The following is a 16,181-nucleotide window of genomic DNA, read 5'->3' as shown; positions in this document are numbered from 1 at the left end:
AGCAAAATGCTTAAGGACCTGAATAATATAATGTGATATTTATTCCAAATAAGTGTAACCGTATAATCCGGAACGGTAATTGGATAAAAATTCCCTTCCTTCTTCGGCCGAAATAATGCCTTTCTTTACGGAAGTTGTGACCCAGACTTCTACCGTACGGGCCATCTTTTTGGGAGAGAACTGTACGTATTCCAATACGTCTGCTACGGTTTCTCCTTCGATGATTTTGTCGATGACGTATTCGTTCCCCTTTACCTTGATGTGTACAGCATTTGTGTCTCCGAAAAGATTATGCAAATCTCCCAGGATTTCCTGATAAGCTCCTACCAGGAACACTCCCAAATAATAAGGTTCTTTATCATTCAGTTCGTGAACAGGTAAATGGTAAGAGAAGTTGCGTGTAGAGATAAAATTGTCTATTTTACCGTCAGAATCACAAGTAATATCTTGAATAGTAGCCGATTTTGTCGGTTGTTCATTTAATCGGCTAATGGGTACAATCGGGAAAATCTGATCGATCGCCCAGGAATCCGGAAGCGATTGAAACAAAGAGAAATTACAGAAATATTTATCTGGTAACATCTTTGAAATTTTCTTTAATTCATCCGGAGCATGCTTGGTCGCTTCAGCCATTTGATAAACATCTCTGGCGACGGACCAGAACAGACGTTCTACTTGTGCCCTTGTTTTTAAGTCGATTAATCCCAGATTAAAGAGGCCTAATGCATCTTCCCGGCATTGTACGGCATCGTGCCAAGTTTCTAACAGACGGGGCTGATTCAAATTTTCCCATAATTCGTAAAGTTCCTTTACTAATTCATGAGCATCCTCGGAAATTTCCTCGTTTTCGTCAAAAGCCGGTAAATGGGTACTTGCCAGCGCTTCGAATACCAATACGGAATGATGAGCCGTGAGAGAACGTCCGGATTCGGTAATGATATTGGGTTGCCGCAGATCGTTCTTTTCGCAGGCATCCACAATGGAAGATACCGCATCGTTTACATATTCCTGTATGGAATAGTTCATACTATTTCCTGAAGTGGAAGAGCGGGTTCCGTCGTAGTCCACTCCTAATCCTCCGCCTATATCTACGAAATTTATTTCGTAGCCCATATGCTGGAGTTGTACATAAAATTGAGAGGCTTCTTTCAGGGCTGTTTTAATGCGACGGATATTGGTGACCTGGCTGCCAATGTGGAAATGGATAAGTTGGAGGCAATCTCTCATTTTATATTTGTCGAGAATTTCTAAGGCTTCCAGTAGTTCGCTGGAGTTGACTCCGAATTTGCTAACGTCACCTCCCGATTCTTCCCATTTTCCGCTACCGGAACTGGCAAGTTTGATCCGGATTCCGATATTTGGCCGGATATTCATCTTTTTGGCCAACTTAGCAATGTTGCGAAGTTCCATTAATTTTTCGACAACCAGAAAGATGCGCTTCCCCATTTTCTGGGCCAGCAAAGCCAATTCTATATAACTTTCATCTTTATAGCCGTTACAAATAATCATCGCGTCGTCGTCGATATCAATGGATAACACGGCGTGTAATTCCGGTTTAGAGCCGGCTTCCAGTCCGATATTGAATTTGTTGCCATGGCTTACGATTTCTTCCACCACGGGACGCATCTGATTGACTTTAATAGGATAGATAATGAAGTTTTTTGCTGTATAACCGTATTCCCGCGCTGCGAACTCAAAACAATTGGAAATCTTTTCTATCCGATTATCCAGAATATCCGGGAATCGCAACAACATGGGGGCTTCTACATCTCTTACCTGTAATTCTTCCATCAACTCTTTTAGATCGATAGAGGGGCCATCGGCTTTAGGAGTTACTGCTACATGTCCCTTCTCATTAATCGAAAAATAGTTCAGCCCCCAACCGTTGATATTGTACAGTTCTGCTGAATCCTCAATACTCCATTTTCTCATTTCTGTCTAGTGATATCGATATTTTAGCGTTTTGTATTTGCCTGCAAAGCTACGGCAATTAATTGAAAATTGAAAGATGAAAATAAAAATATATAGGGTAAAAATCGGTATAGTAAATTTCGTATGAATTTTTTCCTAACTATTTGGAATACTTTTGAAAAAGAACAAGAAAATCGTCTTCTTCTTTTTCTGCATTGGAGACCTATGAAGAAGGCTATAGTAACTTATTTACCGCTGTTTTAATTCTAAATAAAAAATATTACTTTTGTAATAAGTTCATTCTCCAAGGGGGAAAGGAAATCGAAAAGCGGTAAATCTCCAGTATTTATCGCTTTTTGCTTTAGAATATCCCTTCTAACTTCCTGTTTCTTTTCTTTTCGATTTTATACCGGTTTCTGCCTTTTATATAAAAAGCCGTAATCAAATAGTAAAAGTGAGGATTTTTAGGTTCCAGAACGACAATATACGATTCTTTTTCGTCGTAAATATAAGTTCTGATAGCTTGCTTATCTTTGACAGAAAAGACTTCAATGGACTCTGACTTTTTTTCCTGAAGGTGGAATTTTATCCAATGAATCCGGATCGAACGATCCCGGTCGTATACCCGATGATGATATTTGCCTTCGGAACGGGTGGTCAGGTGGTGAAAGAGAACTTCTATCGTCGTCTTCCCTTCTTGAGGAGTCGGTTTTACCGCTTTGTCTCTGAAGGAATTAGTCGTTTCGATAAAATCTCTGTAGAAGATTCTACTGAGTGAGGTATACCGTTCCGATTCATTGAAAGAATCCAATTCCAGTAATGAATTATATGTTTTAAGTAAATTCAGAGGCATAATGACTAAAAAATAAAACAGTATATTTCTTATATGTGTATTCTGAAAATATTGAATTTGGCAGCGCTTTTATATGTTGTTTCTTCCAGTGAAACGCCGGAACGTTGCCGGATTTTCTCAATCAACCGTAATTTAGGGAGGGCTTGTTTTACGATATTATTTAAATTATAAGAGAGGGCTCCGATAAATAAATCGCATAATTGTAACAAATCTACTTCATGTGAACGGACATGTTGAATTTTTTCGATAATTCCCATATGTACATTGAGAATTTTTTTGAGTTCTTCTATGCGGTATGAACTGAGATCATCTTTTATATCCAAATAAATATTATAAGTAGAAGTTGTATCCAACAAATGATAAATCAGTTGGTAATACATCAGGTAATAAAAGCGGTCATAATCGTGATTACACTTTGCTGCAATATATCGTTTCTTGTCAACAATAATGGCCCTGAATCGAATATCGGAGCGGTCGAAAAAAAAATTCACCAAATCAGCATAAAAAGTATAATTCCAGGCATTGAGATTACTCCATTTTACTTCCAGTGTATTTTTATATTTTTTTCTCAGCTCTTTAATATCCTCTTTTAATTTTTTAATGCGATCGTACGGAGCAGAAATATAGCCCAGAATCATATATTGTTTACCGTCATTTTTCAAATGACAGCTTTCATCGCAATAATAATTATAGGCAGCATGAAATTCCATAAAATTACGATTAGAATATAATACGAGAATCAGACAATTATCCCTGTAATGCTCTTAAAAAGAGAAAAAAGGATTTTTTCATTTCTGTACACTTTATACAAATTTACAAAATTTTTTCAACTAAAACAATTACACACTAGGGACGTGCCCTAATGTGTAATTTTCAGTTCATTTATTGTCTGTTGTGACTAAAAACGTAATTTCTGTATTTTCATCTAATTCATGGTCGTTTTTCATCTGATAAAATAAAAATGTCTCTAAAGTTGGTTTGACCACTAAAATACAAGGATATAAAATTACACATTAGGGCACGTCCCTAGTGTGTAATTGTTTGATTTTTAGAAGGGGTAGGGTAGACAAAAAACAAGAAAGGCACTGATTTTCAGCGCCTTTCTTGTTAGTCGAGATGACTGGACTCGAACCAGCGGCCTCCACGTCCCGAACGTGGCGCGCTACCAACTGCGCTACATCTCGTTTTGTTTGCGGTTGCAAATGTAATAAAATAATGAATTTATTGTAGTATATTTGTAGAAATTTTTTATTCTATAAATGATTAAGTGATGGATTCGATTAGACAAAATAAGGTTTCTCGTTTGATACAGAGGGATTTGAGTGAGATGTTTCAAAAAGAATGTAAAGAGATAATAGTGGGAGCAATGGTCACTGTGACGACGGTAAGAGTCAGTCCTGATCTTTCGTATGCTAAAGTATATGTGAGTATTTTCCCTTCTGAACGGATAGAGGCCACAATGAATAGTTTGAACGATAAAAATAAAATGATCCGTTTTATTTTGGGTAAAAAAGTGGGTAAACAAATGCGGATTATTCCGGAATTGCGTTTTTTTGTAGACGATAGCTTGGATTATATTGAAAAAATAGATGAACTTTTAAAATAAAAAACGTTCGTAAAGTCAGTTTGAAAGGTATAAGGTGAATTTTTAAAATAAAAAATATCCGTAAATCCAGTTAGAAAGGTGGGATATAAACTTTTAAAATATAAAACGTCTGTAAAGCCGTCGAGAAAGGTGGACATTGGACTGATGGAAATATTTTACGATTTTTGTCTTTGTATTTCTTTTAAACGGAAGTGAAGTCGAGAAATAAAATTGCTTGTAAACTCAGTGTGGGTTTAAAAATCAAACCCAATCAAAAAAAACGGAAATGAAGCTGTCCTTTTTTATAGCACGGCGTTATCTTTTTTCCAAAAAGAAGCAAAATGCCATTAATATTATTTCTGCCATTAGTGTGGCAGGGGTAGCCATAGGTACGACGGCTTTGATCGTAATCCTCTCTGTTTTTAATGGTATTGATTTGATTTTGCAGAAGAGTACAGACAGTATGAATCCAGATTTGGTTATTTCTCCGATAAAAGGAAAATTTACAAATTTTGATAGTTTGTCTTACAAAGCTCTTCTTATTCATACTGATATTGCTTATTTTAATCCTGTAGTAGAAGAAAATGCTCTATTGAAATATGGAGATCGTTTGAAACCTGTAGTGGTGAAAGGCGTACTGTCGGATTACGGTGTAACTACCGGTTTGCAAAAAAACATGGTACAGGGAGAGTTTCAATTGCAGGAAGGAGATCTTTATGCTTCTGTGGTAGGACAGGGGATAGCTGCGGAATTAGGAATAGGATTAAATTTTTTAACTCCTTTGGTGTTCTATTATCCCAATAAAGAAGCTTCGTCTTTAAATGCTGCCTTAAATACGGAATCTTCCTATCCTATAGGTTTTTTTTCTTCCCAGCAGGGAATAGACAGCAAGTACATTCTTACAGACATTCATTTTGCCCGGAAATTATTTCGTTTACAGAAAGAGATTTCAAAAATTGAAATCAAACTGAAAAATCCTGAAGTCTTAGAAAAAGTAAAAGTTCAGTTGCAAGAAATAAGTGGTGAGAATTTTAAAGTAGAAGATAAATACGAGTTGAATCGTTCTTTCTATGCTATGATGAAGTCTGAAAAACTGGTCGTATTTTTGGTCTTGCTTTTTATATTATTTATTGCATCTTTTAATATTGTGGGATCAATATCGATGCTTATTTTAGATAAAAAAGAAGACTTGGCTACTTATAAAGCTTTAGGAATGACGTCTGGAAAAATTATTTCGGTATTCCGGACGGAAGGAAACCTGATTACCTATGTAGGAGCTTTTATCGGGTTGATTTTAGGGGTTTTAATTTGTTTTTTACAACAGACGTTCGGTTTCATTAAATTGGGGGAAGGAAATTATATCATAGAAGCTTATCCGGTCAAATTGGTTTTTGGAGATATTGCATTTATTTTATTAACTGTTTTACTGATCGGTTATATTGCTTCTTATTTCCCGGTCAAATATTTGGTGAAAAAATTGCTATAATCGGATGTGATTTTAAGAGAAGAACGTATATATTTTAGTTATGAAAAAATGGATATTTTGTTTGTGGCTTATATTCCCGATTTTTTTACATGCTCAGGAAAAAGAAGTAATGGCTTTAATCGAAACAAATTTGGGGAATATGAAAATAAAATTGTATAACGATACCCCTATTCACCGGGATAATTTTATTCGTTTGGCAAAAGCGGGTCATTATGATGGAACTTTATTTTATCGGGTTATAAAGAATTTTATGATTCAGGGAGGATCGTCTGACAGTCGGGAGGCGATTGCCGGGCAGTTTATTGGATTTGGAAAACCGATGACAATAGAGGCCGAAATCAAACCGGAACATTATCACAAAAAAGGTGCTTTGGCGGCACCTCGTCAACCCGATCGGGAGAACTTTTTTAAGGAATCCGATATTTCCCAGTTTTATATTGTACAAGGGAAAAAATATACCGAACAGGAACTGGAAATTATTGAAAAATCAGTTAATGTGCCGATAAAAAATGCGATAAACCGTAAATATTATACTCCTGAAAAAAAGGTAATTTTAGATTCTCTTCGTAAATTGAAAAAAGTAGAGGAATTTCGTGAGATAGCCGGTAAGATAAAAAAAGACATTGCTTTTGAATGGAATGCAAATGCCGATAAAATTTATATGTCGGAACAGAAAAAGCAGGATTATATAAATTTGGGAGGTGTACATCATTTGGATAAAGAATATACGGTTTTCGGAGAAGTTGTAGAAGGAGTGGAAGTCATAGATAAAATAGCCGCTTTACCAACGGATGAAAACAATCGTCCTTTTAAAGACGTAAAAATGAAAATAACGATATTGAATGAATAATATGGCAGAGAAAAAGAAGAACCATATTTTATTGTTCCGTAATATTATATGGGCATTGGTTATTTTTGTTTTATGTGCCATTCCGGGGAAAGATATACCTAATCCCCATTGGGTTTTCCCGCATATAGATAAAATTGTTCATTTCGGAATGTTTTTTGTCATGGCTATTTTACTTTGCAGTGAGTTGGAATACCAGACTCGGCTTTCGTGGAGAAAAATATATCTGACCACCATCAGTATTGCATTTATTTATGGAGGAATTATAGAATTGTTACAGGAATATTTTTTCAATCGGAGTGGGGATATACTGGATTTGTTAGCCGATGTTTTCGGTGCGATTATCGGATGTTTGATCTATCCTTACTTAAAGCGATGGAGAAATAATTTGAAAAAAATAAAATAAAAAATATCTGTAAAGTCAGCTAGAAAGGAAAAATCCAGACTTTTAAAATAAAATTAATTTGTAAAGCGTAGGGGGCGATTCGCTAACGAATCGGTTAAGATAAGCTTCCTTTGACATTTTGCGGCTCCCGTCTATTTAAAGTAGTACATTTTCCATATTTTTTCTAACTTTGTGGCCTCGGTAATTAAAAGAAGATACAATGTTAAATAAGATTAAAGAACTGACGTCGGAAATAAATGCTTTCACGGCGGAGACACTGGAGCAAGTAGAGCAATTCAGAATTAAACATTTGAGTAAAAAGGGAACCATTGCTCTTCTGTTTGAGGATTTTAAGAATGTATCTGTAGAGCAGAAAAAGGAGATAGGCAAGGCTCTTAATGAATTGAAAACGGCTGCACTGAATAAAATTAATACGTTAAAAGAGCAGTTGTGTGACTCAGATAAGGGGAAATCCGGTTTAGATCTTACCTTGCCGGGAGATCCTATGCATTTAGGGACACGGCATCCTTTAGCCATTGTGAGAAATGAGATTTTATCTATATTTGACAAATTGGGATTTACCATTTCAGAGGGGCCTGAAATTGAAGATGACTGGCATAATTTTTCAGCTTTGAATTTTCCTGAAGAGCATCCGGCCCGGGATATGCAGGATACTTTTTTCATAGAAAAACATCCGGATATTGTGTTGCATACGCATACTTCTTCTGTACAGGTCAGAGATATGGAGACCCATGCGTTACCCATTCGGCTGGTAACACCGGGAAGAGTTTTCCGAAATGAGGCCATTTCTGCCCGGGCTCATTGTATTTTTCACCAGATAGAAGCTCTTTATATTGATGAAAATGTATCTTTTGCCGATTTAAAACAGACGTTGACTTATTTTGCCAAAGAGCTTTTCGGGTCAGACACACAGATTCGCCTTCGTCCTTCTTATTTTCCTTTTACAGAACCTTCAGCAGAGATGGATGTTTCTTGTACACTTTGCCATGGGCAGGGATGTAATGTATGTAAAGGGACCGGTTGGTTGGAGATTTTAGGTTGTGGAATGGTAGATCCTAATGTATTGGAGCTCAATGGGATCGATAAAGATAAATATACAGGGTTTGCTTTGGGAATGGGTATTGAGCGAATTACTATGTTAAAATACGGAATTAAAGATTTGCGTTTGTTCTTTGAAAATGATATTCGTTTTCTGGAACAATTTAGTGCAGCTATTTAATCCGGGTGGAAGGCTCATTCATCGGTACGGTAGTTATCCCAATTAAAGAAATGTTTATCCATGGACGAAGATAACTTAACCTTTATCTTTTTCTGGTAAAGCCGGGAAAACTTCTCTGTTTCAGATCAACAGGCTGTCAGAATTTAATTTCTGGCAGCCTGTTTTTTCGGGCAAAAAGAGGATTGTTGTAAATGAACAGGGAATTGCTATAAAATAATCGGGAACTTGGGGAACATTCTCTTTTTCTTTATATTTGTAAAATAGTTCAGGGATAAAAATTTTGCAATGAAAGAGATCGAGCGGAAGTTTTTAGTGAAAGGAGAATTTAAATCTTTTGCCTATCAGGTAATCCCCATTCTACAAGGCTATTTATCCTCCCTGCCGGAAAGGACTGTGAGAGTGAGATTGTATGGAGAAAGAGCTTATCTGACCATCAAAGGAATTTCGGATGCGAAAGGGGTCAGTCGTTTTGAATGGGAGAAAGAAATTTCGCCTGAAGAGGCCCGGGAATTGATGAAAATTTGTGAACCGGGAGTAATAGATAAATCGCGTTATTTGATTCGGGTAGATGCTCATCTGTATGAAGTAGATGAATTTCATGGGGATAATACAGGATTAATTCTGGCAGAGATAGAGCTTTTATCAGAGAATGAAGTATTTGTAAAACCGGAATGGTTGGGAGAAGAAGTTACGGGAAATCCTTGTTATTATAATTCTTTTTTGGTGAAATGTCCCTATACGAAATGGATGGATAAATGATATGAAGAAAATATTTTGGCTGATTCTGGGTGTGTGGATGGGAGGGATAATAGAATTGAAGGCGGTCCCCTTACAGACGGCAGATAGTTCCGTTTTAGCTGCTTTTTGGGATTATGCCCGTATGCAAAATCTGGCTCATTTACCGGTTAATGAACGAATACCGTTAATCGGAACATTTTTCTTAGGAAAACCTTATCAGTCTGGTACCTTGGAAAAGGGGAGTCAGGAGGAGTTAATTGTTGATTTGAGGGAGTTCGATTGTGTGACGTTTCTTGAAAATACTTTGGCTTTAGCTTTTTTAGAGCGTTATGATGCAGCGGCTGTTCCTTTGTTTCTGGACAATCTGAAAAAAATACGATATCGAAATGGAAAAATTGAGGGGTATACTTCGCGGCTCCATTATTCGAGTGATTGGTTATACGAGATGCAGCGACAAGGTTTTTTAGAGGATGTGACCCGGGAATGCGGGGGGATTCATTTTCCTATAGATGTATTTTTTATGACAAAGAACGCTTGCCGATATCCGGCATTTGAAAAGGATTCGCTTTTAATATTTCAAATGGAGCAGATTGAAACGGCTATAGGAAAGAGGAAATATTTTTATATACCCAAAAAGGATATTGGAAAAATACAAGAAAAAATACAGGAGGGAGATATTGTTTTACTTACCACCGACATAAAAGGATTAGATACCTCTCATGTCGGAATAGCGGTAAAAAAAGGAGAGAAAACATATCTTTTACATGCTTCCAGCAGTGCTGGGAAGGTCGTTTTATCAGCATTGCCTTTATCGGAATATATGGAAAAAATACCGAGTCAGACTGGGATCATGTTGGGAAGGGTGAGATGAGCCTGTTGGTTGTTATTGCTGGAAGAATAAAGCTATTTGGCATAAAAGTTGTAAAATCAGATAATAAAATAGAAGAATAAACGTATTAAAATCAGAGAATATGAAAAAAATAGCATTTATTGTTTTAGTATTAGGGGTTATACTTTCGTTTATGAGTTGTAGTGCTAACCGGAAAGTTGTTCGTATCGACAGTAATGAGGTAGTGGATTTAAGCGGCAGATGGAACGATACAGATTCCCGTTTGGTGTCTTCGAATATGATTCAGGATTTATTGTCCGGCAGGTGGATACTGAATTATGAAAGTGCGCATGGGGGAAAACTTCCGGTAGTGGTTGTAGGAACTGTACTAAATAAAAGTCATGAGCATATCGATGCGGAGACTTTTATCAAAGACATTGAAAAGGCTATTTTAGATCATGGAAGTGTGCGTTTGGTGCAGGCGGGTGCAAAGCGGGAAGAATTGAGGGCTGAGCGGGAAGATCAGAATAAGGGATATGTTTCTTTGGAGACAGCTAAAAGATGGGGACGTGAATTGGGGGCTGATTTTATGCTTCAAGGGACGATTAACAGTATTGTAGATACTTATAAGAAAAATAAAGTTGTTTCCTATCAGATTAATCTGGAGTTAACGGATCTGGAAACGAGTGAAATCGTGTGGATGGGGGATAAAAAAATTAAGAAGACCGTTTCCGATCGTTTTTAAATAGTTGTATTTTAAAAGTTTGCATTTCACCTTTCAAACGGGCTTTACGGACGTTTTTAATGTTAAACTTAGGATTATTAAGGATCTTAGGGGGTAGAAGGGGTTAAAATGATCAGTGAAGTTCTTGGGCGGAGGGAAGCGATGCGAAGAGCCTTGTAATAACTTAGGGATGGAAGTTTTCGAAGTAGATTCCTACAGAAAAACTTTAGTATCCGATAAATATCGCTGAGGGTATGATACGTCTTTTGGTTGGAGTGTTTTTATGCAGTTTGTTTTTCTTTTCATCTTGTGCAACCTGGTATGAAAGGACGTCGGAATTTCAGCAGACGATTGAAACTGGAAATTTTGAAAAAGCGGATAAGTTACTGCGGAAAGATAAAAGGATGGCCAAAGGGAAAAATAAAATCCTGTTTTACCTGAATTTAGGCTATGTAGAATTTATGGCTGGTCATCCGAAAGAAAGCAATCAGGCTTTTGAAACGGCGGAACAGCTCATAGACGAACAAGTGAGAAATCCGGCGCTGCAAGCGGCAGTTCTGTTGAGTAATCCGGAGATTCTTCCTTATAAACCGGAAGACTTTGAAGTTATCATGGTAAATTTTTACAAATCGATGAATTATCTTCAGATGGGCGATATGGAAGGAGCTATGGTGGAAGTCAGAAAAATCAACATCAAATTACAGCAATTGAATGATAAATATCCGGATCATAAAAATCGTTACCAACGGGATGCGTTTGCCCATTTGTTAATGGGATTAATTTACGATGCTTCGGGAAATTATAACGATGCTTTCATTGCTTATCGGAATGCGTTTGAAACCTACCAGACGGATTATCAGAAAAATTTTGGATTAGGAGCTCCGGATCAGCTAAAACAGGATTTGATGCGTACGGCTTATTTATGCGGTTTTACGAGCGAATTGAAGCAATACGAAAGAGAATTCGAAGTGCAATATCATTATACGGCTCCTTCTCCTTATGGACAATTGGTTTTCTTTTGGCTGAATGGATTAGGTCCTGTAAAATCCGAGTGGGGAATTAACTTTGTAAAAGAAAGAAGAGGAGATGGGGCGATTGTATTTCACAATGCAGAATACGGATTGACTTTTCCTTTTTTCTGGGGATCTGCTTCCACTGAAGAACAAAATTCTCTGGCGGATTTAAAAATTGTACGGGCTGTTTTTCCCAAGTATGTGGAGCGTCCTCTGACTTATACTCAGGCTGATTTACGCTATAAGGGACAGCGTTTTGGATTGGAGATGGCAGAAGATATCAATCAGATTGCCTTTAAAACCTTGCACGACCGAATGGTGAGGGAATTGTCGACTTCTTTATTACGGGTAGCTACAAAACAGGGGATACAATATGCTGCTTCCAAACAGAACGAATGGGTCGGATTTTTTGTAGGATTGGCGAATGCAGCGACAGAAAAAGCAGATACCCGGAATTGGCAGACGCTTCCTTATTCGATTTCTTACCGACGTATTCCATTGCAGGCACAGGAAAATAAAATAGTTTTAAATTGCTTTGCCCCTAAGGGAGGAAAAATGACCCAAGAATTTACGTTTATGGGGCAACCGAAAAAGACGGATTTTTTTGTTTACTCTACGTTATAGGTTAAATATTTACCGGTATTTTTCACCACTTTCTTCCATCATACTTAAATAGCTCCAATACCGGCTATCGCTGATTTCTCCGTTTTGCAACGCTTCTATAACGGCGCATCCCGGTTCATGAATATGTGTACAGTTGTAAAAACGGCATTTTGCTGATGTACGGAATATTTCCGGAAAAAAATGGGAGATTTCTTCTTTTTTCATATCGATCATTCCAAAACTTCTTAAGCCTGGAGTATCAATGATAAATCCTCCCTTCGTTAAAGGAAACATTTCCGCAAAGGTTGTGGTGTGTTTCCCTGCATTATGGGCTTCGGAGATAAAGGCTGTTTTCAGATGAAGTCCAGGTTCTATATAATTGATAAGGGTAGACTTCCCTACTCCTGATATACCCGAAAACACACTTGTTTTATCTTTCAGGATTCGTTTTAAGACATTTATGTTTTCTCCGGTGACAGCAGAAACGGTTAGGCAAGTATAGCCGATACGGGTATAGATATCCGTATAATAATTCAGCTTCATCCGGTCTTCTTCCTGATAGAGATCGGCTTTATTAAAAAGAATAAGGGCCGGGATATTGTAAGCTTCTGTAGTCGCTAAAAAACGATCGATAAAAACCGTTGAAGTTTCAGGATAATTAATCGTTGCGATCAATAGAGCCTGATCGACATTAGAGGCAATGATATGGGATTCTTTGGAAAGGTTGGTGGATTTGCGGATAATATAATTGTGACGCTCTTCAATATGCGTAATTACGTATCCTTCATTGCTTTTTTCAAATTCTACCCTGTCGCCGACTGCAATAGGATTGGTGGTACGGAATCCTTGGAGGCGAAATTTGCCCCGGATCCGGCATTCTGCGAATTCCCCATTTTCTTTTCTTACCAGATAGTTATTACCGGTTGATTTTATTACAACTCCTTTTTCCATTCCGATTGCTTTGTGGTTTACAAAGGTAAGGGATTTAAAATATATTTTGGACGATTGTGCCGAAATTATAACGGAATCCTGCAAGTGAAATCGAAAAGAAGAGCAGGACGGATAGTATCTGTTGGAAGGGAGGACAACATTATTTTTTATCTTTGTCAAAAAATCAGGAATAGAACAAGACGGGATATGAAATACAATTTCAAGGGGAGAAGTGCCGATGGCAGCAGGCCGTGCTCGACCGGTAATTCCTGACGGCTGTATGTCGGAGGAAATCCTGCCCGAGGGGTTCCCTTCGGTTGTTTGCATGACGAGCATGTGGTACCTCTGTGGTGAAAATCCATTCGGGGTGTAGTTGTCGACAAACTCCAGAGAGACAGGCAAACGGAAGCATAGCCTAACTCCTGTTTCACTTGGCTGCGTCCTCGCAGTCCGTTTTCCTCTAAAACCCTTATTGACAACCTTCTTGCGTTCATCTGCTCTCATTCTCATTTTTTATCTTTACCTTTGTCTGAAAATAGATACAAGATGAAGTTAGTATTTGCTACGAATAACCGGCATAAATTAGAAGAAATTACCCGTATGCTGAAAGATAAATATGAGATTATTTCTTTGGAAGAGATTGGTTGCCGGGAAGAAATACCGGAAGATTACGAGACATTGCAGGAAAATGCTTTAGAAAAAGCCCGTTATGTAAAGGAACATTACGGCTATGACTGTTTTGCCGATGATACAGGATTGGAAATTGAAGCTCTGGGGAATCGTCCGGGGGTGTATTCTGCCCGTTATGCGGGGCCTGCAAAAAATTCAGAGGATAATATGCATAAAGTGCTGGGTGAAATGAAAGGTGAAGAAAACCGGAAAGCCCGGTTTCGTACAGTTATTGCTTTACTTTTAGGTGGAGAAGAACACTTTTTTGAAGGAATAGTAGAAGGAAAAATTTTGGAACAGCAGCAGGGAGAAATAGGATTCGGATATGATCCTATTTTTTGTCCGGAAGGATATCGGCAAAGTTTTGCGGAAATGCCGATGGAGCAGAAGAATCAGATTAGTCATAGGGGACAGGCAGTCCGTAAATTAGCGGAATTTCTCAGTCGAAGGTAAAATAAGGAGCAGAAGAGGATGGAGGTTGTGCAAGCAATTGTATTGAAGGTATTTAATTTTTCTGATAACCAGAAAATTGTACATGCTTTTTCCAAAGAGTGGGGATATATTTCTTTGATTTCTCCTTCTTCTTTTTTCAGAAAAAGAAACTGCACAGTCCACCTTATGCAAGTTGTGGAAGCAGAGATTTTTTACACAGAAAAATCGAGTTTGTATAAACTGAAATCCGTTACTCCTTTGGTAAACCTCTCGGCGGTATATTTCGATATTTACAAAATGAATATTGCGTTGCTCTGGGGAGAAGTTTTGGATTTAATATTGAAAAATGAGCAAAAAAATATTGATCTTTTTAATTTTATTTTTCAATCAGTGGAATATTTGAATGAGACAGTAAAGGATATTGCTAATTTTAATTTGTTTTTTCTATATCGTTTGGCGACTTTAATCGGTTTTAAAATAGATACTTCGACATATGAAGAAGGCTATGTTTTAGATATAAATGGGGGCGTTTTTATTCCTTGCGGAGGGAAAGAAGCTTATGTTTCCGGACCTAATGCGGCTCAGGTGATACATAAGCTGTGTAGCTGTCAGGTAGAGGAGTTAGCCGATATCGTTTTGGACCGTAAGAGTAGGAGTATACTCTTAGATATTATCTTGTTGTTTTTCAGTATTCATCTGAATACGGATTTTAATATTAAGAGTATAAAGGTAATTCGGGAAGTTTTTGATTAATTTTCAGATAAGGGATTTTACCTCCGTTTCTTTCCGGGCAAAGCAATCCTCTCGGGTGATTATTTTTTTAATTTTCTCATATCAAGCTAAACCAGTTTAGGTCTTTTCTGTCAAACTGTTATTAATATATTAAAAGACGTAAAAATGGTAGAATATGCTTTATAATTTGCTATTTTTAGGGCAATTGATGAAGTGGTGCTAAATAATGAGAATAAAAATCGAGAATCTCAGTAAAATTTATGCTGACGGACATAAGGCATTGAATGGGTTAAATCTGGAGATTGAGCCGGGAATGTTCGGTCTGCTCGGTCCTAATGGAGCCGGCAAGACAACTTTAATGAGAATTTTAACCTTATTGCAAAGTTCTACTTCAGGTACTGTATACTTTGACGATTACGATATTGCCCGGGATAGAAAAGCCATTCGTTCGTTATTGGGATATTTGCCTCAGGATTTCCGTTTTTTTGAAAAACTGAAGACTTGGGAATTTTTGGATTATGGAGCGGGTTTGGCGGGTATTCAGGGCAAGCGGAAGCGGGCAGAAATTGTAGATGAAATGTTACGGAAGGTGGGTTTATATGAAGTCCGGGACCGTTGGGCCAATAAATTGTCGGGTGGGATGAAACGGCGGTTGGGTATTGCCCAGGCTATTATTGGTAGTCCCAAAGTAATTATTGTAGATGAGCCCACGACGGGTTTAGATCCGGAGGAGAGAATCCGATTCCGGAATATTTTATCGGATGTAAGTGATAAGGATGTGATTATTATACTTTCCACTCATATCGTAGGCGATATTTCCAGTACCTGTAAAAAATTAGCTTTATTAAATAAGGGGGAACTGCGTTTTGAGGGTTCGCCAGACGAAATGATTAGGATGACGGAGGGAAAAGTATGGGAAATCTTTGTAACGGATTCGGAATTTAAAGAAATCAAAGAAAAATATCCTATTATCTCTACTATTCCTTCGGACGGAGGATGGGATATACAGATTGTTGCTGAACATCCGGAAGGTTTTGAAGGGAAAACGATTCCACCGAACATAGAGCATGCCTATGTATATTTTATGGATTATCTTTTACAAGATAAAATGAATATGTATGCTGATAGGGAAGAGGACGGGGAATTATTTAAATAAAAAACGTGGTCAAAACGCTGGAGGGAGGGGGTTAAATAAAATTGGAAA

General features: G+C 37.5%; 16 protein-coding genes and 1 tRNA gene. 12 read left to right on the top strand and 5 right to left on the bottom strand.

Translation table 11 applies throughout. The features are described 5' to 3' along the window. Positions 1 to 39: 39 nt before the first annotated feature. The 4 genes from speA to HMPREF9449_RS14050 all read right to left on the bottom strand — a co-directional run bounded on the left by speA (position 40) and on the right by HMPREF9449_RS14050 (position 3,948). A complete protein-coding gene (speA, locus tag HMPREF9449_RS14065; RefSeq protein WP_009137938.1) occupies positions 40 to 1,932 on the bottom strand; it encodes a biosynthetic arginine decarboxylase in 1,893 nt (630 codons plus the stop codon). Between the two features lie 340 nt (positions 1,933 to 2,272). Then, positions 2,273 to 2,764 carry a hypothetical protein gene (locus HMPREF9449_RS14060; protein WP_009137936.1) on the bottom strand — a complete coding sequence of 164 codons (492 nt, stop codon included), beginning with the start codon at positions 2,762 to 2,764 and terminating at the stop codon, positions 2,273 to 2,275. 29 nt (positions 2,765 to 2,793) lie between these two features. Then, positions 2,794 to 3,474 carry a DUF3800 domain-containing protein gene (locus tag HMPREF9449_RS14055; protein WP_009137935.1) on the bottom strand — a complete coding sequence of 227 codons (681 nt, stop codon included), beginning with the start codon at positions 3,472 to 3,474 and terminating at the stop codon, positions 2,794 to 2,796. A 401-nt stretch (positions 3,475 to 3,875) separates the two neighbouring features. Beyond that, a tRNA-Pro gene (locus HMPREF9449_RS14050) sits at positions 3,876 to 3,948 on the bottom strand. Positions 3,949 to 4,034: 86 nt separating this feature from the next. Between HMPREF9449_RS14050 and rbfA the strand changes: the two genes are divergently transcribed. The 9 genes from rbfA (at position 4,035) to HMPREF9449_RS14005 (ending at position 12,235) form a co-directional block, all read left to right on the top strand. Then, a complete protein-coding gene (gene rbfA, locus HMPREF9449_RS14045; RefSeq protein ID WP_009137934.1) occupies positions 4,035 to 4,370 on the top strand; it encodes a 30S ribosome-binding factor RbfA in 336 nt (111 codons plus the stop codon). A gap of 265 nt (positions 4,371 to 4,635) precedes the next feature. Next, positions 4,636 to 5,835 carry an ABC transporter permease gene (locus tag HMPREF9449_RS14040; protein ID WP_009137933.1) on the top strand — a complete coding sequence of 400 codons (1,200 nt, stop codon included), beginning with the start codon at positions 4,636 to 4,638 and terminating at the stop codon, positions 5,833 to 5,835. Between the two features lie 40 nt (positions 5,836 to 5,875). Continuing rightward, positions 5,876 to 6,685: a peptidylprolyl isomerase gene (locus HMPREF9449_RS14035; protein ID WP_009137932.1), complete on the top strand. Its 810-nt coding sequence runs from the start codon at positions 5,876 to 5,878 to the stop codon at positions 6,683 to 6,685. Continuing rightward, a complete protein-coding gene (locus HMPREF9449_RS14030; RefSeq protein ID WP_009137931.1) occupies positions 6,678 to 7,088 on the top strand; it encodes a VanZ family protein in 411 nt (136 codons plus the stop codon). The genes HMPREF9449_RS14035 and HMPREF9449_RS14030 overlap by 8 nt, the downstream gene beginning before the upstream one ends. A gap of 199 nt (positions 7,089 to 7,287) precedes the next feature. Beyond that, the gene (gene pheS / locus HMPREF9449_RS14025) at positions 7,288 to 8,307 is read left to right on the top strand and encodes a phenylalanine--tRNA ligase subunit alpha (protein ID WP_009137930.1); all 1,020 of its coding nucleotides are present in this window, start codon (positions 7,288 to 7,290) and stop codon (positions 8,305 to 8,307) included. A gap of 285 nt (positions 8,308 to 8,592) precedes the next feature. Continuing rightward, positions 8,593 to 9,066 carry a CYTH domain-containing protein gene (locus HMPREF9449_RS14020; protein ID WP_009137929.1) on the top strand — a complete coding sequence of 158 codons (474 nt, stop codon included), beginning with the start codon at positions 8,593 to 8,595 and terminating at the stop codon, positions 9,064 to 9,066. A 1-nt stretch (position 9,067) separates the two neighbouring features. Beyond that, the gene (locus HMPREF9449_RS14015; protein WP_009137928.1) at positions 9,068 to 9,916 is read left to right on the top strand and encodes an N-acetylmuramoyl-L-alanine amidase-like domain-containing protein; all 849 of its coding nucleotides are present in this window, start codon (positions 9,068 to 9,070) and stop codon (positions 9,914 to 9,916) included. Between the two features lie 100 nt (positions 9,917 to 10,016). Next, positions 10,017 to 10,619, top strand: coding sequence for a penicillin-binding protein activator LpoB (locus HMPREF9449_RS14010; protein WP_009137927.1), 603 nt, complete (start codon positions 10,017 to 10,019; stop codon positions 10,617 to 10,619). 233 nt (positions 10,620 to 10,852) lie between these two features. After that, positions 10,853 to 12,235: a COG3014 family protein gene (locus tag HMPREF9449_RS14005; protein WP_009137926.1), complete on the top strand. Its 1,383-nt coding sequence runs from the start codon at positions 10,853 to 10,855 to the stop codon at positions 12,233 to 12,235. 9 nt (positions 12,236 to 12,244) lie between these two features. On the opposite strand, the gene rsgA is transcribed toward HMPREF9449_RS14005, so the two are convergent. After that, positions 12,245 to 13,165 carry a ribosome small subunit-dependent GTPase A gene (gene rsgA / locus HMPREF9449_RS14000; RefSeq protein WP_040612031.1) on the bottom strand — a complete coding sequence of 307 codons (921 nt, stop codon included), beginning with the start codon at positions 13,163 to 13,165 and terminating at the stop codon, positions 12,245 to 12,247. Between the two features lie 525 nt (positions 13,166 to 13,690). On the opposite strand from rsgA, the gene HMPREF9449_RS13995 reads away from it, so the two are divergent. From HMPREF9449_RS13995 to HMPREF9449_RS13985, 3 genes are all read left to right on the top strand, one after another. Beyond that, entirely contained in the window at positions 13,691 to 14,266 is a 576-nt protein-coding gene (locus HMPREF9449_RS13995; RefSeq protein WP_009137924.1) for a non-canonical purine NTP diphosphatase, read from the top strand. Between the two features lie 18 nt (positions 14,267 to 14,284). Beyond that, entirely contained in the window at positions 14,285 to 14,998 is a 714-nt protein-coding gene (gene recO, locus HMPREF9449_RS13990; protein ID WP_009137923.1) for a DNA repair protein RecO, read from the top strand. Between the two features lie 205 nt (positions 14,999 to 15,203). Next, entirely contained in the window at positions 15,204 to 16,133 is a 930-nt protein-coding gene (locus HMPREF9449_RS13985) for an ABC transporter ATP-binding protein (protein ID WP_009137922.1), read from the top strand. Positions 16,134 to 16,181 lie beyond the last annotated feature (48 nt).

The organism is Odoribacter laneus YIT 12061, from assembly GCF_000243215.1.
GTDB lineage: Bacteria > Bacteroidota > Bacteroidia > Bacteroidales > Marinifilaceae > Culturomica > Culturomica lanea.
This window is presented reverse-complemented; position numbering and strand designations above follow the sequence as displayed.